The following is a 20,382-nucleotide window of genomic DNA, read 5'->3' as shown; positions in this document are numbered from 1 at the left end:
GGCGGTTCGCGTCCGCCAGGACCAGGCGTTGGCGGCACACTCGGTCGATCTGAAGTTCCACCACATCCCCCGCCCTCAAATACGGCTTGGGATCCGGCTGGCCCATCGCCACCCCCGCCGGTGTCCCCGTGTTGATCACGTCGCCCGGGTACAGCGCCATGAACTGGCTCAGGTAGCGGACGACCTCTGCCACCGGGAAGATCTGGTCCGCGGTGGAACCGGCCTGCTTCGGTTCGCCGTTGACCCAGAGGCGCAGGCCCAGGGCCTGGGGGTCGGGGACTTCGTCGGCGGTGACGAACCAGGGGCCGATGGGGTTGAAGGTCTCGCAGTTCTTGCCCTTGTCCCACTGGCCGCCGCGCTCGATCTGGAACTCGCGCTCCGAGACGTCGTGGGAGAGGGCGTAGCCGGCCACCGCGGCCAGCGCTTCCTCGTGGGACGCGGCGTACCGGAGCTCGCGGCCGATGACGATGGCGAGCTCGACCTCCCAGTCGGTCTTCACGCTGCCGCGCGGCACCAGGACGGTGTCGTCGGGACCGACGACCGTGTCCGGGGCCTTCATGAAGACGATCGGCTCGGCCGGGATCGCTGCGCCGGTCTCCGCCGCGTGGTCGTGGTAGTTGAGACCGATGCAGACGATCTTGCCGATGCGGGCGAGCGGCGGGCCGACGCGCAGGGCGGCGTCCAGCCGGGGCAGGGATCCGTCCGCCGCGGCCGCGGCTATCCGCGCGAGCGCGGCATCGTCGGCGAGGAGGGCGCCGTCGATGTCGGGCACGACGCCGGACAGGTCGCGCAGGATTCCGTCGCCGTCCAGCAGGGCCGGAGCTTCCGCTCCGGCGGGTCCGACACGCAGCAGTTTCACAGACGTACTCCTGTTGGGCGAGGGTGGTCATCGGATGTCTTGGCAGATCCTCCAAGTAGTCGCGGCCGTCACGCAACCCCCTTTCACGAAGTGGACTTCGCGGCATTCAGTGCCACATGTGGGGCACGCTGCAGCCAGGCGCGTTCCGCGGCGCTCCAGGCGGTGGTGGTGGCCAGATACAGCCCGGCCGCCAGCGGGACGTAGGCGGCGGTCAGCAGGGTGCCGAAGGAGAGCAGCGGAAGGATCTTCGCCATCGCGGCGGCGCCGGGAGCGGCACCGGGTGCCGCGGGCATGGCAGCGGTCGCGGCGGCCTTCCGGGCCCGCAGATACGTCCAGCCCGCGACGGCCGCGATCACCGCGAAGAGCCCGAGGAAGACGGCGCCGTGCGGCCCGGCCACCCCGCCGTCGGCGAGTGCGTCCTTCCACCGGCCGCCGAGGGGTGCGCCGAAGAGGGTGTGGTCGAGAAGGTCGCCGCCCGAGGAGGAGAAGACTCGGTACAGGAGGAAGAAGACCGGCAGCTGCACGAGCATCGGGACGAAGCCGGCGAACGGCGAGGCGCCCTCCTTCGCGTAGAGGTCGGCGAGTGCCTTCCGGAGCCGTTCCGGGTTCTTCTTGTGCTTGCGGTTCAGTTCGGCCACCCGCGGCGCCAGGGCGGCCCGCGCCTTCTCACCGCGGGCGGCGGCCCGCGCCAGCGGATGGAGGGCCAGGCGGACGGCGACGGTGATCGCGACGATGGCGGCCGCGGTCGCCGAAGCGCCCAGGAGCGGGCCGAGCAGCGAGGCGACGGACATGACGAAATGAGCGAATACGGACATGGGGTGAGCCCTCCACGGGGTCTCGTCGGGCCGGAAGAAGTCGGCGTGACGAGCCGCGCGGGGCGCAGCGGGAACCGGTGGGTACCGGTGCGGTAGCGCCTACGCGGCCGTCGGGACGAGACGGCCGGGCGCTCGGGGGCGCGGTCGGCCCGAGGCATCGGGATCGCGCTGTACGAGGAAGGCGGTACGGCGTTCGCGGTCCCGGATCGCGGTCCGGATCCGGCCGGGCACCACGGGCCCGGGCCAGGCGGCGGTGACGACGAAGGCGCGGCACAGCAGTGCGGCGGCGACCGTGGTCGCGGCGGCGGCCGCGCTGGACACCAGGCCGGTCTGGGTCAGCAGCACCCCGGACAGGGCGAGGAAGAGCGCGCCCACGAAGAGGCGGAACGCGGCGGTGTCACGTCGCACGAGCTCGCCTCCTCCAGTCGGTCCGGATTCCGATGGTAGCCCCACGGTCTAGGCGGCGGGCAGTGCCTCCTGCGCGAGGACCTCGTCGTCCGGCCGTGTGTCGGCCGGCGCGGGCAGGGCGTACGTCACGGCGAGGGCGACGGCCACGTTCAGGGCGAGCGCGAGCAGCCCCGCGTTCACGCCCCACAGGGGATCGCGGTCGGTGAAGACGAGCCAGCACACGACCGCACCCCCCGCCAGCAGCCCGCTGAGCGCGCCCGCGAGGGTCAGCCGGCGCCACAGCAGGCCGAGCAGCAGCATCGGGACGAGCTGCGCCATGCCCTCGTAGGAGATCAGCGACAGCCGCACCAGGGTGTTGGGGAGGGTGTACGTCAGCAGCAGCGCGAGCGAGCCGGCGGCCACCACGACCACCTGCGACCACAGCTTCTGCCGGCCGGCCAGCCGCGGGACCGCGCCGAGCACGCTGCGGCCCCACATGGTGCCGATGACGAGCATGAACACCGCCATGGGCACGATGGACGACAGGGCCGCGGCCACTCCGATGATCCCGACGGCCCAGGCCGGCAGCGAGTCGGTGATCAGCTGGAACAGGGCGAGGTTGGAGCCGGCGCCGGTCAGGCCCGGCACGACGAACAGCGCCGCCATGCCCAGCAGGATCGGGACGAGGAGGAGCACCTGGTAGAAGGGCAGCGCGATGGCGTTGCGGCGCAGCGCGTCCGCGTCGCGCGCGCTGAGATAGCCGGCGACCGTCGTCGGGAAGATCACCACGGTGAGCGAGTTGAGCAGGCTCGTGGTGATGAACCAGCTCTCGCCGAGACCGCCGGACGTGTGCCCGGGGAACGTCAGCCACTGCGCCTTCTCCTCGGTCAGCCGCCGGAACAGCTCGCCGTAGCCGCCGAAGTAGTGGAAGGGGACGTAGCAGGCGAGGAAGCCGAGGGTCCCGATGACGAGGACGTCCTTGAGGACCGACACCCAGGCGCTGCCGCGCAGCCCGCTGACCACGACGAATCCGGTGGTGACGGCGAAGCCGAGGAAGTACGCCCAGTAGAGGCTGATCGCCCCGTAGGAGATCGTCGAGACGACGACGCCCATGCCGGTGATCTGCAGCTGGATGTACGGCAGCAGGCAGACGGTGGCGAGGACGGCGACGAGCGCGCCGAGCCGTGGGCTGGCGTAGCGGTGGGCGATCATGTCGGTGATGCCGACCAGGTCGTGGCGGCGCGCGTAGGCCCACAGCATGGGGCCGACGACGTAGCCGACCGCGTAGCCGCACGACAGGTACGCCAGGACGTAGAGCACGGGCGCGCCGAAGTTGTAGCCCCAGCCGGCCGCGCCCAGGTAGCTGAAGCTGGTGTAGCTCTCACCGGCCATCAGCACCCAGATGAAGACCGGGCCGAGGCTGCGGCCGCCCACCGACCACTCGGTGAGGCCGCCCTGCGAGCCGCGCCCGCGGACGGCGAGCAGCCCCAGTGCGACGGTCGCCACCATGAAAACGCCGAAGACCGAGGTGGCGACCGCGGCGTTCACGTACGCCTCCGCCGGTCGCCGCGGTAGGCCAGCCACACCGCGAGCGGGGTGGCCAGCGTGGCGGCCAGCATCCAGAAGAAGAGGAAGGGAATCCCGAACACCACGGGGTGCACCCGATTCACCAGCGGCAGCGCGCCGAGGTACAGCACGTACGGCACGAGCAGCCACAGCAGATGGCGTCGGCCTCGGAACACCCTGGGCACCTTGGACACGCGGCCCGACCCTAGCGCGCCCGCGCCGACTTCAGCCGCCCCCACACCACCAGCCGGTACTTGGAGGTGTATTCGGGTGTGCAGGTGGTGAGCGTGATGTACGCGCCGGCGCCGGTCATCCGGGCGTCCGGGTGCACGGAGCTGAACGGCACCGGGGCGATCACGGACCCGTCGGAGGGATTCGTCTGCGGCACGGTCTTCTCCACGACGTAGACGAAGCGGCCGGTGGCCGTCTCGACGGTGACCGTGTCGCCGGCCCGCAGCCGGTTGATGTAGCGGAACGGCTCTCCGTGGGTGTTGCGGTGCCCGGCGACGGCGAAGTTCCCGGCCTGGCCGGGCTGGGCGGTCTGCGGGTAGTGGCCGACGTAGCCATGGTTGAGGATGGCGGACTTGCTGATGCCCTGGGCGACCGGGGCGGTCACCCCGATCGCGGGGATGCGGATCACGGCGTAGGCCAGATCGTCCCGTTCCGGTGCCGTCACCTCCCGCTGCGAGGGCCCGGCGGACGCCGTTTCATCGGATGTATCCATCGTCGGCGTATCGCCGGGAGCCTGCGCCGGGTCGGATGCGGGAGCCGGTGCGGGGGCCGCGTTCCACTGCTGTTCCAGCGCCGCGACCTCGCGCCGCGCGGACTCGTGCGCCCGCAGGTTCGTCCACCACAACTGGTGCGCCACCAGCAGCAGCACGACGACCCCGAACGTCACGGCGAGTTCGGCGGCGCCCCACAGCGTCCGCCCCAGCGGAGTGCGCCGCGCGCCGCCGCGCCGCAGCAGCCGCCCCTGGCCCTGGACGACGACCCGGACCGGCCTGGACTTCTGACGCACCGTCATACGGGTGACGATACGGCCGTTCCCGGCCCGCCGGACAGGGGCCTGTCCGGCGGAACGTTCCTAGCCGGCGAAGAGCCGGGACGCCGAGTAGATGGCGAGCCCCGCCAGCGCTCCGACGACCGTGCCGTTGATCCGGATGAACTGCAGGTCACGCCCCACATGCGCCTCGATCTTGCGGGACGTCTGGTCGGCGTCCCAGCCCGCCACCGTCTCGGTGATCAGGGAGGTGATCTCGTCCCGGTAGGTCGTCACCACATACGTGGCGGCGTCCTCCAGCCAGCCGTCCACCTTCGCCTGCAGGGCGGGGTCGGTCGCCATCCGGGCGCCCAGCGACAGCAGCGACGCGCGGGTCCGCAGCCGCAGCTCGCTGCGCTCGTCCTCGGCGGCGGCCACGACCATGCCGCGGACCGCGGTCCAGGCCGACTCGATCAGATCCTGCACCTCGCCGCGCGCCAGCAGGTCCTTCTTCAGCCGCTCGACGCGCTCACGGGTGTCCGGGTCGGACTGCAGCTCGACGGCGAAGTCCCCGAGGAACCGGTCCACCGCCCCGCGCGCCGGGTGGTCCGGCATGTCGCGCATCTCGGCGGTGAAGCGCACCAGTTCCTTGTAGACCCGCTCGCCGACCTTGCGGTCCACGAACCGGGGCGTCCACCCCGGCGCGCCGCCCTGCACCGCGTCCATCACCGAGTCGCCGTGCTCCACCAGCCAGTCGTGCGCCCGCACACAGACCAGGTCGACCACCCGGCGGTGGCCACCGTCCGCGACGACCCGCTCCAGCATCCTGCCGACGCCCGGCGCCACCTCCTGACCCTCCGCGCGCCGGGTGATCGCCTCACCGACCACCGCCTGGACGTCGGAGTCCCGCAGCACCTTCAGCACCCCGCGCAGCGCCGCCGCGGCCTGCTCCGTCACCTTGTCGGCGTGCTCGGGGTCGGCGAGCCAGGTGCCGAGCCGTGAGCCGATGCCGACGGCCCGCAGCCGGGTCCTGACGACGTCGGCCGACAGGAAGTTCTCGCCGACGAAATCGCCCAGGCTGTGGCCGAGGGCGTCCTTCTTCGTCGGGATGATCGCGGTGTGCGGGATCGGCAGTCCCAGCGGGCGGCGGAACAGCGCCGTGACGGCGAACCAGTCCGCCATCGCACCGACCATGCCCGCCTCCGCGGCGGCCGCGACGTACCCCGCCCAGGGACCGGCGCCGGCCGAGTCCGCCCACTTCGCCAAGGCGTAGACGACCGTCGCGGCGAGCAGCAGCCCGGTCGCGATCACCTTCATCCGGCGGACCCCGCGACGCCGCCCCGCGTCGGCGGCCTCCGCCGCGCTCGGCGCCGTACCCGGACCGGCCGGTGGACCGCCGCGTGGACCGTCGTCGGGACCGCCGCCTGGATCGCTCACTACCGCTGCTTCCATCCGCTCCACCCGCGTATTGTCACCGCCACTGCCAACCTGGGAACGAACAACAGGTTCCCCGCGTCCCGGGAAGTCACGCCAGGAACGGCGGACGGCCGCGAACGCCGTCCGGGGACCCCGCACCGAGGGAGCGAGCCGCCATGACAGCGCAGGACAGGACCGGAGGGCTGCCCGGCTACGCCGGACACTTCGAGGAGCCCGAGGGGTACCTGGACTTCGCCCGCTACGGCCCGCCGTCCCGCGACGTCCTGGACGCCACCGCGCAGGCGCTGGCCGACTCCGCCCGTGCCACCCACAGCACGGTGGACGCCCTGATGCGCGCCGAGCCCCGGGCCCGGGAGGCCGCCGCCCGGCTGGCCGGGACCGACCCCGGCCACATCGTGCTGCTGCCGAACACGTCCACCGGACTGTTCCACGCCGCCTTCGGCATCACCGGCGGCACCGTGCTCGTCCCGTCCGGGGAATTCCCCTCCAACCGGTACCCGTGGCAGCGTGCCGCGGAGCTCGGCAGGGCCGTACCGCGCCTGCTGGAGCCCGACCAGCGGGGCCTGATCACCCCCGACACCGTCCGCGACGCCCTCACCGGACCCGGCGCCGGTGACGTGGTGGCCGTTGCGCTGAGCGCCGTGGACTTCCGCACCGGCCACCGCGCCGACCTGGCCGCGATCCGCGAGGTGATCGGCGACCGGCTGCTCGTCGTGGACGCCATCCAGGGCTTCGGCGTCGCCGACCTGCCCTGGCAGGCCGCGGACGTCGTCGTCACCGGCGGCCAGAAGTGGCTGCGGGCCGGCTGGGGCACCGGTTTCGCCGCGCTGTCCGACCGGGCGCTGGAGCGGCTGGAGCCCGTCCTCACCGGCTGGACCGGCGTCGAGGACGCGGGCCTCTTCGACGACCGCGAGCACCCGCCCGCCGCCGGCGCCCAGCGGTGGAGCATCACCAACCTGAGCCCCGTCACCGCGGCCGCCTTCGCCGCCGCCCTGGAACTCGTCGAACGGTCCGGGGTGCCCGCCATCGAGGAGCACATCACCACCCGGGTGGCCCAACTCATCGACACCGTTCTGGCCTGCGGCGGCGAGGTGCTGTCCCCCGTCGCCCCGGAGCAGCGCGCCGGCATCGTCTCCTTCCGCATCCCCGGAACCGATCCGCGGCTCGTCGCCAAGGCGCTGCACGGGTACGAGGTCACCCCGACGGTCCGCGCGGACTCCCTGCGCCTGTCGGCGCACGCCTCGACCCCGCTGGCCGCCGTCGACCGCGTGCACGCGGCCCTCGCCTCACTGCGCTGAACGTCCTCACCGCGCCGAACGTCCCGCCGCCGGGACCGCTGTCTGGGCCGGCACCGGCGACGACGAGTACATCCGCGCGATGACGTCCTCGATCGCCGGCTCCCGCACCGACAGGTCCACCAGCGGATAACGCGCCGCCAGCTCGGCGACCAGCGGAGCCGCGCTGGCCGCCGCGGGGAACGCCAGCCACTGGCGCGGCCCCTCGACCTTCACACAGCGCGCGCCCGCCACCACCACCGCCGGCAGCTCCCGTTCGAAGTCGACGACGAGCGTGCGCTCGCTCTCCCCCACCGCGTGCAGCCCGCTCAGCCCGCCGTCGTACATCAGCCGCCCGTGGTCGATGACCATCACCCGCTCGCAGAGCTGCTCGATGTCCGTCAGATCGTGCGTGGTCAGCAGCACGGTCGTGCCCTGCTCGGCGTTGACCGTCCGCAGGAACTCCCGCACCTTCGCCTTGCTGACCACGTCGAGGCCGATGGTCGGCTCGTCCAGGTACAGCACCTCCGGATCGTGCAGCAGCGCCGCCGCGATGTCACCGCGCATCCGCTGCCCCAGCGACAGCTGGCGCACCGGCACGTCCAGCAGCGGGCCGAGGTCGAGGAGGTCGACGCAGCGCGCGAGGTTCTTCGCGTACCGCCCGTCCTCGATCCGGTACAGGCGCCGCACCAGCTGGTACGAGTCCTTCAGTGGCAGGTCCCACCACAGGGTGGTGCGCTGCCCGAAGACCACACCGATCCGCCGCGCCAGCTTCGTCCGGTCCCGCGACGGGTCGATCCCCGCGACCCGCACCCGCCCGCCGCTGGGCATCAGGATGCCCGTCAGCATCTTGATGGTGGTGGACTTCCCGGCCCCGTTCGGCCCGATGTACCCGACCATCTCGCCGCGCGGCACCGAGAACGAGATCCCGTCGACCGCCCGCACCTGATGCCGCTCCCGCCGCCACCGCCCGGCCTTGCGGCGGACGTCGAAGACCTTCTCCACCGCGTCGAGTTCGATGTGCGCGCCGTTGCCGTCCACTGTCCCCACCATCCGCCCCTCAGCTTCCCGTGCTCCGGTACGACCGCAGACCCGTCCGCCACGCCAGCCCCGCCACCGCGCAGCACGCCACCGCCACCAGCGGTGACGCGAAGTCCAGCCACCCCGGCAGCGCCAGCGGATCGTCGCGGCCCAGGATCCGCAGCGCGGGCAGCCAGTTGACGAAGGCCAGCGGCACGATGAAGGTGACGCCGCGCACCAGGTCCTTGGCGAAGATCGACGGCGGGTACTGCAGCAGCGTGTTCCCGCCGTACGTGAAGGAGTTCTGCACCTCCGAGGCGTCACCCGCCCAGAACTGGAAGGCCGCCCCGGCCACGAACACCGCCCCGAAGATCGCGCCTCCGCTGAGCAGCATCATCGGCATCATCAGCACCTTCAGCACCGTCCAGTCGATGTCGAGGCGGCTCAGCGACCAGCCCAGCACCAGCGAGCCCTGGGTGATCCGCCCCAGCCGCCGCAGCGCGAACCGGTCGGCGGCCACCTGCGCGAGCACCGGCACCGGGCGCAGCAGCAGTGTGTCCAGCGTGCCGTCCCGTACCCGGCGCCCGAGCCGGTCCATGCTGCCCATCGTCAGATCGGCCAGCCCGAACGCGGTGCTGGTCGTCCCGTACAGGAACGCCACCTCGGGAAGCGTGAACCCGCCCAGCGTCGTGACGTGCGAGAACATCAGCAGGATCGTGGCGAAGTCCAGTCCGGTGGTCGCGAAGTTCCCGAACGCGGTCATCAGGAACGACGCCCGGTACGCCATCGTCGACCGCACCCACATCGCGACGATCAGCCCGTACGCCCGCAGCCCGTCGACCACCCGGCGCTCGGGCGCGCTGTTGTCGACCGCTTCGAACCCGGCCGCTTCGAACCCGGCCGCTCCGAACCCGCTGTCCTCGACCGCACCGAGCCCGGCCGCACCGCCGCCGGCCACCACCCGCTCGGCCGCTCCGCCCTCAGCCACCCTGCACCACCACCTTCCTGGTCGCCACGGACTGCAGCGCCCGCCCGGTCGCGAGCAGCGCCAGCGCCCAGCCGGCCTGGAAGGCGAACACCCGCAGCAGACCGGTGCCGGTGTGCCGGCCGAGGAAGACATCGGCGGGGATCTGCTGCAGCGCCGCCCACGGCAGGGCCCGCGCCAGCTCCCCCAGCCAGCCGGGGAACAGCGTCAGCGGCAGCAGCGCGCCGGAGAAGAACATGCTGGCCAGCCCGGCGATCTGGCTCACCCCGGCACCGTCGAGCAGCCAGAACGCGCTCAGCACGACGAGATAGCGCAGCGCGAAACTGACGACGACCCCCAGCGTCACCGACACCAGGAACAACAGCCAGGTCAGCGCGCTCGCGGGCAGCGTCAGCTCGAAGGCGAGCGCGCCGATCAGCATCGGGACGACGCCCCGCCCCAGCAGATGGAAGGCCGCCCGGCCCAGGTCGGTCGCGAGCCACCACACCTGCAGGTCGGCGGGCCGGTACAGATCGATCGCCACGTCCCCGGTACGGATCCGCTCGATCAACTCGTCCTGGAAACCGCCGCCCATCATCGCCGTGGTCATCAGCAGCGCCTGGCCCACCCACACATACGTCAGCGCCTGCGACCGGTCGTAGCCGCCCAGCCCCGGACGCGCGTCCCACAGCGCGATATAGGTGTAGGCGAGGATGAAACCGAAGACCGTGTTGGTGAAGACACCGGCGGCCGTCGCCACCCGGTACGTCGCGAACCGCCGGAACCCGCTCAGCGCGACCGCCGCGTACAGCCGGATGCCCCCCACTCCCCCACGTCCCCTCCGTCAGGGCCTGGTCCCGCACCCGCCGTTCGCGCCAAAGCTGCCGAGCTTAATCGCCCATCGGGAGGACCTGCCAATGGTTTTCCACCCTTTCGAGTGCACCGGATCAGCCATTCGGCCTGTCACAGCCCTGTCACGGGTGCGCGGCGTTGATCGCACAAGCACGGATGATGCGACAGTGTTCAACGGGGCGTACGTAACGATTGACCCAAGATGTTCCGTCGCGGACCAACCCCGGCGGCGGCGGAGGAGTCCTAACAGACATGAGCGACGAGCCGGAGCAGCAGAAAAGCAGTAACGCTTCGCCAGGCTGGGAGCCCCGACCGCCGGTCCTCAACCGGAGGGGACGGCCCAAGCGGACCGGCCTCGGCCGGCTCATCCCGACCTGGCGGATGGTGACCAGCACGGTCATCATCGTCCTGCTCATCCTCGTCGGCGGGTTCTTCATCGGCTACGCCCTGGTGCCGATCCCGAACCCCAACGCCGCCGCCACCGCGCAGAGCAACGTCTATTTCTACGCCGACGGCAAGACCGAACTGGCCCGCGACGGCGAGATCAACCGCGAGAGCGTCAGCCTCGCCCAGATCGCCAGGACCGCCCAGTACGCGGCGCTCTCCGCCGAGGACCGCGGCTTCTACCACGAGTCCGCCGTCAGCCCGAAAGCGATGATCCGCGCCGCCTGGAACACCGTCACCGGCAAGGGCAAACAGTCCGGCTCCACGATCACCCAGCAGTACGTGAAGAACTATTACCTCAACCAGGAGCAGACCGCACTTCGCAAGGTCAAGGAATTCTTCATCGCGATCAAACTCGACCGCAATGAAACCAAGGACGAAATCCTTGAGGGGTATCTGAACACCAGCTACTTCGGCCGCAACTCCTACGGCATCCAGGCCGCCTCCCAGGCCTACTTCAGCAAGGACGCCGACAAACTCACCACCGCCGAAGGCGCCTACCTCGCCACTCTCCTCAACGCCCCCAGCGAGTACGACGTCGTCGCCCACCCGCAGAACCTCCCCAAGGCCCAGGCCCGGTGGAACTACGTCCTCGACGGCATGGTGAAGGAAGGCTGGCTCAACGCCGCCGAACGCGCCGTCATCAAGTTCCCCACCCCCGGCAAGCCCAAGCCCGCCGCCAGCAAGACCGGCCAGCGCGGCTACCTCATCGAGGCCGTCAACGACTACCTCGACGACAACAACATCATCGACGCGGAAACCCTGCGCGCCGGCGGCTACCGGATCGTCACCACGATCCAGAAGGACAAGGAGGACGCCTTCGTCGCCGCCACCAAGAAGAAGGTCTACGACAAGCTCGGCACCACCAAGGCCGACAGCTACGTCCGCGCCGGCGGCGCCTCCATCGACCCCGCCACCGGCAAGGTCGTCGCCATGTACGGCGGCATCGACTACACCAAGCAGTACGTCAACAACGCCACCCGGAGCGACTACCAGGTCGGCTCGACGTTCAAGCCCTACATCTTCGCCTCCGCCGTCCAGAACAACTCCCAGACGCAGGACGGCCGCACGATCACCCCGCGCACCATCTACGACGGCGACAACCGCCGCCCGGTGATCGGCCCCAACGGCCCCGTCGGCTACGCGCCGCCCAACGAGGACCAGCGGGACTACGGCGACATCACCGTCACCAAGGCCATGGACAACTCGGTCAACGCGGTCTACGCGCAGATGGCCCAGGACGTCGGTCCCGACAACGTCGTCAACACCGTGCACGCGCTGGGCCTGCCGGCCACCAAAACGCTCAACGCCTTGCCCTCGATGGCGCTCGGCACCATGGAAGCCAGCCCCCTCGCCATGGCCCAGGGCTACGCGACCCTCGCCAACCACGGCAAGTACATCCCGTACACCCTCGTCGAGAAGATCACCAAGGACGGCGGCGACCTCAGTCTCCCCAAGCGCGACGCCAAGCAGGCCGTCTCCCGTGAGGCCGCCGACACCACCACCTCCATCCTGCAGAGCGTCGTCGACGGCGGCACCGCCTCCGTCGCCCAGGAGTCCGGCCGGACCTCCGCCGCCAAGACCGGCACCATCGACGACGACAAAGCCGCCTGGTTCGCCGGCTACACCCCGAACCTCGTCACCGTCGTCGCCGTGATGGGCCAGAACTCCGACACCGGCAAACTCGAATCGCTCAATGGCGCACTCGGAGTACCCCGCGTCAACGGCGGCGGCGCGCCCGGCGAGGTCTGGGCCGCCTACACCGAGGCCGCCCTCAGCGGCACCGAGGACATCGACTTCGACCTCGAACCGCAGGACGGCGCCACCGCCCCGACCGAGGCCCCCAGCACACCGCCCACGTCAGCGACACCGTCGGAGACCCCGTCGCAGACGCCCTCCCGGACCCCGTCGCAGACACCGTCCCAGACCCCGTCCGAGACGCCGTCGGAAACCCCGACGGAAACCCCCACCGAGACCCCGCCCGAGACCAGCGGACCCCCGACCCTGCTGCCCAGCGGCGGAGCGGTCGGCGGAGGCGGCGGGAACGGCGGGGGCGGCGGCCCGGACGGGGGCTAGGCCCAGGCCGGGGTTAGTGGCCCGAAGTGGCCTTCAGGCCCACGACAGCCACCAGCAGCAGACAGATGAAGAAGATCCGGGCGGCGGTCGCCGGCTCACCCAGCACCACCATGCCCAGGACCGCCGCCCCGGCAGCACCGATGCCCACCCACACGCCGTACGCCGTACCGATCGGCAGCGTCTTCGCCGCCTGCGCCAGCAGCACCATGCTCACCACGATGCCCGCACCCGTGAACACACTCGGCCACAGCCGGGTGAACCCCTCGGTGTACTTCATACCGATCGACCAGGCGACCTCGACCAGACCCGCGACGCACAAAAGGACCCATGCCATGACGGCACCTCCATGGTTACTTGCTTCCAGGGGGTGCGTCGTCTTTGCATGGGTCCCGGTACGGCGCGTCTCGTCGGGCTCTCTCCGACCATAGCAAACTACAGATAAAGGCCCGTGGAGTCCTCCGACCCCTGCAGCCGCTCCGCCGCGACCGCGTGCAGATCCCGCTCGCGCATCAGCACGTACGCGACACCCCGCACCTCGACCTCGGCCCGGTCCTCCGGGTCGTACAGCACCCGGTCCCCGACCTCCACGGTCCGCACGTTCTGGCCCACCGCGACCACCGCGGCCCACGCCAGCCGCCGGCCCACCGCGGCCGTGGCGGGGATGAGGATGCCGCCACCCGAGCGGCGCTCCCCCTCGGAACCTTCGGCCCTGACCAGCACCCGGTCATGCAGCATCCGGATGGGCAGCTTGTCGTGCTCATTCTTGGAACTCACGGCGACGACGTTACCGGCGACGCCGGCGGACCGAGAGCCCGGCCACCACGGCGACCAGCGCCACCGCGGCCACCGCCACCGGCACCACCCGGTCCACCCGCAGCACACCGTCCTCGGACACGAAGTGCCCGCGCGCGTCACTCACCGCGCGATTCACCCCCACGAAGGCCCGGCCCGCCGTGCGGTCCACAGCGGAGAAGGCCTTCGCCTTCATGTCCCGCGCGACCGTACTCGGATGCACCCTTACCGCGATCTCGTCCAGCGTCGCGGCCAGATCCTGCCGCCTACGGGAGATCTCCGCCTCAATCTGAGCGGGAGTCCTGCCTTCCGACACCGCACTGCCTCCAACGCCTAGACCGGTACCGTGACGGACAGTCTGTCAGCCCGACGCGGACCGCGCCCCGTCGGCACCCCGTTTGCGTACCCGGGAGTACCCCGCGTGTACCGCGTAAGGAGCCACCACCCATGACCGAACGCCTCCAGCCCGGCGACACCGCCCCCGCCTTCACCCTCCCGGACGCCGACGGAAAGCCCGTCTCCCTCGCCGACCACGCGGGCCGCAAAGTCATCGTGTACTTCTACCCGGCCGCCCTCACCCCCGGCTGCACCAAGCAGGCCTGCGACTTCACCGACAACCTCGACCTGCTCGCCGCCGCCGGCTACGACGTGATCGGCGTCTCCCCCGACAAGCCCGAGAAGCTCGCCAAGTTCCGCGAAAAGGAAAACCTCAAGGTCACCCTGGTGGGCGATCCCGACAAGAAGGTCCTCGAGGCCTACGCCGCCTTCGGCGAGAAGAAGCTCTACGGCAAGACCGTCACCGGCGTCATCCGCTCCACCGTCATCGTCGGCGCCGACGGCAAGGTCGAACACGCCTTCTACAACGTCAAGGCCACCGGCCACGTCGCCAAGCTCATCAAGGACCTCAAGGTCTGAGCGGACCAGCGGCGGAGTGACCAAAGTCCGGAGAACGGGGGCTTTGGTCTACTCCCGCACCCATCGCGCAGAAGACCCCCTCGGACGAGAACCATCGAACGAGAGGACCCCCTGTGCGGACCCGCCCACCGACGCCGAAGCCGCAGAACTCTGCGCCGCCCGGTCCCCGTCCCCCCGCTTCTGACCCGCCCGGCGTGACCGTCACCCGAATGCCTCGTTAATACGTACGAGGCTGCGACACGCGGCCGCACCCAGGGCTCTGCAGCCACCACCGGTGAGCGAGGGATTCCCCCGGTCGCGGCTGCACGGAATCCCCCTCCCACCGACCCGATCCGGAGGGGGATCCCCATGTCCATCAGATACACCCGCGAACTCCTCACCGAAGCCGCCCGCGAAACGACGAACCTCGACGAGGCCGTCCGGTGGTGCGGAGGTGATCCGACCCCGGGTAGCCGAAGCTATCTCCGCACCAAGATGGCGGAAGCGGGCATCGACATCTCGCACTTCGCCACCGGGCGGGTGCGGCACACCGAACCGATCCTGCGCGAACTCGTCGCCTGCTCGCGCAGCGTCGCCGAGGTCGTCCGCCGCCTCGGGATCAACCCGGTCGGCGGCAACCAGGCCCACATCGGCCGCCGCATCACCGCGTTGGGCCTCGACACGTCGCACTTCTCGGCGCTCGGCAGGAGCCGTCCGAAACGGCCGACCGGCGACCGTCTCGTCCTGGGAACACCGGCGGACGGCAGGATTCCGGGCGAGCGCTTACGCCGCGAGCTGCTGCGCAGCGGGGTGCAGGAGACATGCGCGATGTGCGGCACCGGCACGGAATGGAATGCCAGACCCCTCCGCCTCGAGGTCGACCACATCAACGGCGACTGGTGGGACAACCGCCGGGAGAACCTGCGCCTGCTCTGCCCCAACTGCCATGCCGTGACAGACACTTATCGCGGCCGCAAGCGGAGGGCCACGGCATGAGCGGATCCGTCTCCTACCCCCGCGATCTCCTGGCCCGAACGGCAACCATCTCCACCAGCCTCGTGGACCTTCTGCGCAGGCTGGGCGCGCCGCTGGGAAGCGGTCCGTACAGGTACCTGCGTGACCGTCTGCGGCACTACGGCATCGACACGTCGCACTTCGTCGACGAGCCTCTTCCCGAGCGGGAGCGCCGGGCGTACCCGAGGGCTCTGCTCGAGGAGGCAGCTGCCTGCTCCCACAGCATCCGCGAGATGCTCGAGTTCATGGGCTACCCGCCGGACGACAGCCCGTACGGCCACATCAGAAAGAAGCTCGACCGCTTCGGCATCGACACCTCGCACTTCACCAGCGGGCGCAGATACGGCGGGAGTCCGCTACCTCTCGACCGACTGAGCGCCGCAGTTGCGGAGTCCAGGAGCCTTGCCGGAGTACTCAAGCACCTCGGCCTGGCCGACAACGGGGCAGCTCGCGCACACGTCAAGCGCAGCATCGGCGTGCACGGCCTGTCGTCCGCGCACTTCACAGGGCAGGGGCACCGCCGGGGTAGGCCGTCCCCGAACCGCCAGTCGGCGTCGGACATCCTGCGGCGTCTCGAATCCGGTTCCGCACGCGCCAAGACCGTCATGTTGCGGCGCGCACTCGACGAGATCGGGGTTCCTCACACATGCGGAGCATGCGGCGTCGGGGACACCTGGCGGGGTAAGCGGCTCGTGTTGGAGATCGACCACATCAACGGCGACCGGCTGGACAACCGGTCGGAGAACCTGCGATACCTCTGTCCGTCCTGCCACAGTCAGACGGTGACGTTCGGCAGGCGAGATCCACGCGCGATGATCAGCTTGCCAGGCTGACCACTTAGTGATATACTTAAACCGTAGGGCCTGTACCCCAGTGGCTAGAGGGCGCCGGTTTAGGTCCGGTGTGTCGTGGGTTCGAATCCCACCGGGCCCACATGAATATGGCCATTCCCTTGCACAAGGGAATGGCCATATCGCTGTTCTCAGCCAAGAAGTTCGGCCACGATCGGTGCCAGCGCCCGGAACGCTTCCCCCCGGTGGCTGATCGCGTTCTTCTCCGACGGAGTCAGTTCCGCGCAAGTGCGGGTGTCACCGAGCGGTTGGAGGATCGGGTCGTAGCCGAAGCCGCCGGTTCCCGTAGGCGTGTGGCGGAGGGTGCCGGGGAGGCGGCCTTCCACGACGCGTTCGGTGCCGTCGGGGAGGGCGAGGGCTGCCGCGCAGGCGAAGTGCGCGGCGCGGTGGGTGTCGTCGATGTCGGAGAGCTGGGCGAGCAGGAGGGCGAGGTTGGCGGCGTCGTCGCCGTGGGTGCCGGCCCAGCGGGCGGAGAAGATGCCGGGGGCGCCGCCGAGGACGTCGACGCAGAGGCCGGAGTCGTCGGCGACGGCGGGCAGGCCGGTGGCCTGGGCCAGGGCGTGGGCCTTGAGGAGGGCGTTCTCGGCGAAGGTGACGCCGGTTTCCTTGACGTCGGGGATCTCGGGGTAGGCGTCCGCGCCGACGAGGTCCACGGCGAGACCTGTGTCGGCGAGGATGGCGCGGAGTTCGGTGACTTTGTGGGCGTTTCGGGTCGCGAGGACAAGGCGCTGCATGGCGTCGATTATCTCCTGGCGGGAAGCGCGGCCCGGCCGTCAGCCCGGGGTGCAGACCTTGGTGAGTTCGCCGGCCGCGTCCGCGACCGGCGTCACGTCCGGGGTGGTTCCGTTGTTGGCGGCTGTGCGGGCGTTCTTGACCGCGGTGTTGAGGTCGTTGACGGCCTTGCTGACGTCGGCGTTGCCGGTCTTGTTGCCGACGTCCTTGAGGTCGCGGGAGATCTGGTCGAGGGCGTTGACGGCGTCCTGCGGGCTGTTGCCGGCGTTGCTGACGGCGTTCTGCAGGTTCTGGACGTCGCCCGCGACCACGGCGGCCACGTGGGCGCAGTCGAGTGCCTTGTCGATGGCGCTGCAGCCGGCGGCGGCCGGGAGCGTCAGGGCGGCGGCCGCGGCGAGGGCGGCGACGGTGATGCGGCGGCGCGTGGCCATGGGTGGGTTCCTCCCCCGGGGATCTCCGTGTGAGATCTGTATCGGTAGACACGCGCCGCGTGGCGCCCCAGTTGCCTGGTTGCGCGAAAGTGACAGGTTTCGCGATGGGTATCAGCGGTCGGTATCAGCGGTGAGTACTAGCCCAGTACGGCGAGCTGAGCTGCTGTCAGTTCGGCGCAGCCGCCGACGGCGAGGTCGAGGAGGGCGTTGAGTTCGGTGCGGTCGAAGGGGGCGCCTTCCGCGGTGCCCTGGACCTCGATGAAGCGGCCGTCGCCGGTGCAGACGACGTTCATGTCGGTCTCGGCCTTGACGTCTTCCTCGTAGGCGAGGTCGAGGAGGGGTACGCCGTCGACGATGCCGACGCTGACGGCGGCGACGGTGCCGGTGAGGGGTTTGGCGGTGGCGCGGATGAGCTTCTTCTGCTGCATCCAGGTGACGGCGTCGGCGAGGGCGACGTAGGCGCCGGTGATGGCGGCGGTGCGGGTGCCGCCGTCGGCCTGGAGGACGTCGCAGTCGAGGACGATGGTGTTCTCGCCGAGGGCCTTGTAGTCGATGACGGCGCGCAGTGAGCGGCCGATGAGGCGGGAGATCTCGTGGGTGCGGCCGCCGATCTTGCCGCGGACGGATTCGCGGTCGCCGCGGGTGTTGGTGGCGCGCGGGAGCATGGAGTATTCGGCGGTGACCCAGCCTTCGCCGCTGCCCTTGCGCCAGCGGGGTACGCCTTGGGTGGCGCTGGCGGTGCAGAGGACTTTGGTGTCGCCGAAGGAGACGAGGACCGAGCCCTCGGCGTGCTTGCTCCATCCGCGCTGGATGGTGACGGGGCGGAGCTGTTCGGGGGTGCGGCCATCGAATCGAGACATGGTTCGACCCTATCGACAAACGGCGGGGGCCCGTTCCGGTCGGAACGGGCCCCCGCGGGTGTCGGTGGTGCGCTGAGGGGTGAGCTCAGTTGTGCGGTGAGCTCAGTTGTGCGGTCGGCTCAGTTGTGCGCTGGGCTCAGTTGTCCGGTGAGCTCAGTTGTCCATCATGTCTTCGATGTCGGCGGCGATGGGGTCGGCGTCGGTGCCGATGACGACCTGGATCGCGGTGCCCATCTTGACGACGCCGTGGGCGCCGGCCTTCTTGAGGGCGGCCTCGTCGACGAGGCCGGGGTCCTTCACCTCGGTGCGGAGGCGGGTGATGCAGCCCTCGACCTCTTCGATGTTGTCGAGTCCGCCGAGTCCGGCGACGATCTGCTCAGCCTTGGTGGCCATTGCTCACTCCTGAGTGTCTCGGCCCGGCGGCCCGGCCCGGTTTCAAACGGTAACGCACGTTTGGCCCATCTTCGCGGGCAGGGTTCCGGTTTGTGACGAAAGATAACGATCACTGGTGCCGTGCCCTCGGGGGCGTAGTGCCACCCACGTCGTAAATGGTCTACACCACTTTGGGCCAGGCGACAAAACAGAGGCGACACGACAGCCGCCTGACCGGCAGCCACCAGGAGGCCACCGATGAGTTCGGACAACGCCGCCGTCGGGCAGCAGCCCCGGAAGAAGTGGACCAGTGTCCTCTTCCAGGGGCTGCAGAAGATGGGCCGCAGCCTGCAGTTGCCGATCGCGGTGCTTCCGGCGGCGGGCATCCTGAACCGGCTCGGCCAGCCGGATGTCTTCGGCGCGGACGGGCTGGGCTGGGACAAGGTCGCCAAAGTCTTCAACGGCGCCGGAGGTGCGCTGCTGGACGGCTCGTTGGGCCTGCCGATGCTGTTCGCCGTGGGTGTGGCGATTGGCATGGCCAAGAAGGCGGACGGCTCGACCGCGCTGGCCGCGGTGGTGGGCTTCCTCGTCTACTTCAACGTGCTGCGCCAGTTCCCGGTGGACTGCGGCGGCGCCGCCAAGTTCTCCACCGGGGTCTGCCTGGAGGGTACGACGGTCACCGCGGCCGCCTTCCAGAACCCGGGGGTCTTCGGCGGCATCGTGATCGGCCTGGCGACGTCCTACTTCTGGATGCGCTATCACCGGACGAAGCTGGTGGACTGGCTCGGCTTCTTCAACGGGCGCCGGCTGGTCCCGATCATCATGGCCTTCGTGGCGATCGTCTTCGCGGTGATCTGCCTGTGGGTCTGGCCGCCGATCGGCGACGCGCTCACCAGCTTCAGCAAGTGGCTGGTCGACCTGGGCTCGGTCGGGTCCGGCATCTTCGGTGTGGCCAACCGCGCGCTGCTCGTCATCGGCCTGCACCAGTTCCTGAACGTGTTCGTGTTCTTCCAGTTCGGCGACTTCACCAAGCCGGACGGCGCGGTCGTGCACGGTGACATCCCCCGCTTCCTGGCGGGCGACCCGACGGCCGGCCAGTTCACCTCGGGCTTCTTCCCGATCATGATGTTCGCCCTGCCTGCCGCGGCGCTGGCGATGGCGCACTGCGCCAAGCCGCACCGCCGCAAGGAGATCACCGGCATGATGGTGTCGATCGGTCTGACGTCGCTGGTCACCGGTATCACCGAGCCGATCGAGTACTCGTTCCTCTTCATCGCACCGGTGCTGTACGCGATCCATGCGGTACTGACCGGTGTCTCGCTGGCCGTCACCTGGGGCCTCGGCGTGCATGACGGCTTCAGTTTCTCGGCGGGTCTGATCGACTACGGCCTCAACTGGGGGCTGGCCACCAAGCCCTGGTTGATCATTCCGATCGGGCTCGCCTTCGCGGTGGTGTACTACGCCCTCTTCCGCTTCGTGATCACCAAGTTCAACCTCGCGACGCCCGGCCGGGAGCCGGAGGACGTCGAGGAGGAACTGGTGCAGGAGAACATCAAGTAGCGCGATGGCCACCCGGAGAAATCCGGGCATGAAGTCCCGCCCCGAACGGCCCCCGAGTCCTTGGACCCGGGGGCCGTTCGGCATGTGGTTTAGACCACCGGAACTGGGGATTCCTTTATCCCGCCCCGACGTGTTAAAACTGGTCTACACCACTCAGTGGTATAGACCATAGCGGCGGGCCGTCCCCCTTGAAGTGCCCGCCT

23 protein-coding genes and 1 tRNA gene are annotated in these 20,382 nt (G+C 70.2%); 7 read left to right on the top strand and 17 right to left on the bottom strand.

Annotated elements, in window-relative coordinates:
• From O3W51_RS29700 to O3W51_RS29670, 7 genes are all read right to left on the bottom strand, one after another.
• Positions 1-859 (bottom strand): fumarylacetoacetate hydrolase family protein (locus O3W51_RS29700; RefSeq protein WP_269287754.1); only part of this gene is annotated, 859 nt, incomplete at its 3' end.
• Between the two features lie 83 nt (positions 860-942).
• Positions 943-1,674, bottom strand: coding sequence for a YidC/Oxa1 family membrane protein insertase (locus O3W51_RS29695; protein ID WP_269287753.1), 732 nt, complete (start codon positions 1,672-1,674; stop codon positions 943-945).
• 99 nt (positions 1,675-1,773) lie between these two features.
• The gene (locus O3W51_RS29690; protein ID WP_138356622.1) at positions 1,774-2,082 is read right to left on the bottom strand and encodes a DUF6412 domain-containing protein; all 309 of its coding nucleotides are present in this window, start codon (positions 2,080-2,082) and stop codon (positions 1,774-1,776) included.
• Between the two features lie 48 nt (positions 2,083-2,130).
• The gene (locus tag O3W51_RS29685) at positions 2,131-3,609 is read right to left on the bottom strand and encodes a sodium:solute symporter family protein (protein ID WP_138356621.1); all 1,479 of its coding nucleotides are present in this window, start codon (positions 3,607-3,609) and stop codon (positions 2,131-2,133) included.
• Entirely contained in the window at positions 3,606-3,803 is a 198-nt protein-coding gene (locus O3W51_RS29680) for a DUF3311 domain-containing protein (RefSeq protein WP_244809195.1), read from the bottom strand. The genes O3W51_RS29685 and O3W51_RS29680 overlap by 4 nt, the downstream gene beginning before the upstream one ends.
• A 29-nt stretch (positions 3,804-3,832) precedes the next feature.
• Positions 3,833-4,651 (bottom strand): class E sortase, encoded by an 819-nt coding sequence (locus O3W51_RS29675; RefSeq protein WP_138356620.1) that lies wholly within the window; start codon positions 4,649-4,651, stop codon positions 3,833-3,835.
• A 60-nt stretch (positions 4,652-4,711) separates the two neighbouring features.
• On the bottom strand, positions 4,712-6,058 hold the full coding sequence (locus tag O3W51_RS29670) for a DUF445 domain-containing protein (RefSeq protein WP_138356619.1): 1,347 nt from the start codon (positions 6,056-6,058) through the stop codon (positions 4,712-4,714).
• A gap of 140 nt (positions 6,059-6,198) precedes the next feature.
• Here O3W51_RS29670 and O3W51_RS29665 point away from each other — a divergent pair, with 140 nt between their 5' ends.
• Positions 6,199-7,341, top strand: a complete 1,143-nt coding sequence (locus tag O3W51_RS29665) for an aminotransferase class V-fold PLP-dependent enzyme (RefSeq protein ID WP_198357315.1) — start codon at positions 6,199-6,201, stop codon at positions 7,339-7,341.
• A 6-nt stretch (positions 7,342-7,347) separates the two neighbouring features.
• On the opposite strand, the gene O3W51_RS29660 is transcribed toward O3W51_RS29665, so the two are convergent.
• The 3 genes from O3W51_RS29660 to O3W51_RS29650 all read right to left on the bottom strand — a co-directional run bounded on the left by O3W51_RS29660 (position 7,348) and on the right by O3W51_RS29650 (position 10,118).
• Positions 7,348-8,370, bottom strand: a complete 1,023-nt coding sequence (locus tag O3W51_RS29660; RefSeq protein WP_138356617.1) for an ABC transporter ATP-binding protein — start codon at positions 8,368-8,370, stop codon at positions 7,348-7,350.
• Positions 8,371-8,377: 7 nt separating this feature from the next.
• Positions 8,378-9,142 carry an ABC transporter permease gene (locus tag O3W51_RS29655; RefSeq protein ID WP_164295480.1) on the bottom strand — a complete coding sequence of 255 codons (765 nt, stop codon included), beginning with the start codon at positions 9,140-9,142 and terminating at the stop codon, positions 8,378-8,380.
• A gap of 175 nt (positions 9,143-9,317) precedes the next feature.
• Positions 9,318-10,118, bottom strand: a complete 801-nt coding sequence (locus tag O3W51_RS29650; RefSeq protein ID WP_269287756.1) for an ABC transporter permease — start codon at positions 10,116-10,118, stop codon at positions 9,318-9,320.
• Positions 10,119-10,405: 287 nt separating this feature from the next.
• Here O3W51_RS29650 and O3W51_RS29645 point away from each other — a divergent pair, with 287 nt between their 5' ends.
• Positions 10,406-12,673, top strand: a complete 2,268-nt coding sequence (locus tag O3W51_RS29645) for a transglycosylase domain-containing protein (protein ID WP_198357314.1) — start codon at positions 10,406-10,408, stop codon at positions 12,671-12,673.
• A 13-nt stretch (positions 12,674-12,686) separates the two neighbouring features.
• Here the strand turns inward: O3W51_RS29645 and O3W51_RS29640 are convergent, their stop codons facing one another.
• The 3 genes from O3W51_RS29640 to O3W51_RS29630 all read right to left on the bottom strand — a co-directional run bounded on the left by O3W51_RS29640 (position 12,687) and on the right by O3W51_RS29630 (position 13,781).
• On the bottom strand, positions 12,687-13,007 hold the full coding sequence (locus O3W51_RS29640; RefSeq protein WP_138356615.1) for a DMT family transporter: 321 nt from the start codon (positions 13,005-13,007) through the stop codon (positions 12,687-12,689).
• A gap of 98 nt (positions 13,008-13,105) precedes the next feature.
• Positions 13,106-13,408, bottom strand: coding sequence for a GroES family chaperonin (locus O3W51_RS29635; RefSeq protein WP_138356628.1), 303 nt, complete (start codon positions 13,406-13,408; stop codon positions 13,106-13,108).
• 49 nt (positions 13,409-13,457) lie between these two features.
• On the bottom strand, positions 13,458-13,781 hold the full coding sequence (locus O3W51_RS29630) for a DUF3618 domain-containing protein (protein ID WP_138356614.1): 324 nt from the start codon (positions 13,779-13,781) through the stop codon (positions 13,458-13,460).
• Positions 13,782-13,912: 131 nt separating this feature from the next.
• Here O3W51_RS29630 and bcp point away from each other — a divergent pair, with 131 nt between their 5' ends.
• The 4 genes from bcp (at position 13,913) to O3W51_RS29610 (ending at position 16,306) form a co-directional block, all read left to right on the top strand.
• Positions 13,913-14,380 carry a thioredoxin-dependent thiol peroxidase gene (bcp, locus tag O3W51_RS29625; protein ID WP_138356613.1) on the top strand — a complete coding sequence of 156 codons (468 nt, stop codon included), beginning with the start codon at positions 13,913-13,915 and terminating at the stop codon, positions 14,378-14,380.
• Positions 14,381-14,728: 348 nt separating this feature from the next.
• Positions 14,729-15,355: an HNH endonuclease signature motif containing protein gene (locus O3W51_RS29620; RefSeq protein ID WP_138356612.1), complete on the top strand. Its 627-nt coding sequence runs from the start codon at positions 14,729-14,731 to the stop codon at positions 15,353-15,355.
• Positions 15,352-16,206, top strand: coding sequence for an HNH endonuclease signature motif containing protein (locus tag O3W51_RS29615; protein WP_138356611.1), 855 nt, complete (start codon positions 15,352-15,354; stop codon positions 16,204-16,206). Before O3W51_RS29620 ends, O3W51_RS29615 begins: the two co-directional genes overlap by 4 nt.
• 26 nt (positions 16,207-16,232) lie before the next feature.
• A tRNA-Leu gene (locus O3W51_RS29610) sits at positions 16,233-16,306 on the top strand.
• Positions 16,307-16,355: 49 nt separating this feature from the next.
• Here the strand turns inward: O3W51_RS29610 and rdgB are convergent.
• The 4 genes from rdgB to O3W51_RS29590 form a co-directional block, all read right to left on the bottom strand.
• Complete coding sequence (rdgB, locus tag O3W51_RS29605) at positions 16,356-16,958, bottom strand: RdgB/HAM1 family non-canonical purine NTP pyrophosphatase (RefSeq protein WP_138356610.1); 603 nt, start codon at positions 16,956-16,958, stop codon at positions 16,356-16,358.
• A 39-nt stretch (positions 16,959-16,997) separates the two neighbouring features.
• The gene (locus O3W51_RS29600) at positions 16,998-17,387 is read right to left on the bottom strand and encodes a hypothetical protein (RefSeq protein ID WP_138356609.1); all 390 of its coding nucleotides are present in this window, start codon (positions 17,385-17,387) and stop codon (positions 16,998-17,000) included.
• A gap of 137 nt (positions 17,388-17,524) precedes the next feature.
• The gene (rph, locus tag O3W51_RS29595) at positions 17,525-18,247 is read right to left on the bottom strand and encodes a ribonuclease PH (RefSeq protein ID WP_138356608.1); all 723 of its coding nucleotides are present in this window, start codon (positions 18,245-18,247) and stop codon (positions 17,525-17,527) included.
• 153 nt (positions 18,248-18,400) lie between these two features.
• Positions 18,401-18,640 (bottom strand): glucose PTS transporter subunit EIIB, encoded by a 240-nt coding sequence (locus O3W51_RS29590; protein WP_138356607.1) that lies wholly within the window; start codon positions 18,638-18,640, stop codon positions 18,401-18,403.
• Positions 18,641-18,877: 237 nt separating this feature from the next.
• On the opposite strand from O3W51_RS29590, the gene O3W51_RS29585 reads away from it, so the two are divergent.
• On the top strand, positions 18,878-20,179 hold the full coding sequence (locus O3W51_RS29585) for a PTS transporter subunit EIIC (RefSeq protein WP_138356606.1): 1,302 nt from the start codon (positions 18,878-18,880) through the stop codon (positions 20,177-20,179).
• The last annotated feature ends 203 nt before the right edge of the window (positions 20,180-20,382 follow it).

The sequence above is a fragment of the Streptomyces sp. H39-C1 genome, assembly GCF_027158125.1.
Classification (GTDB): Bacteria; Actinomycetota; Actinomycetes; order Streptomycetales; family Streptomycetaceae; genus Actinacidiphila; species Actinacidiphila fildesensis.
This window is presented reverse-complemented; position numbering and strand designations above follow the sequence as displayed.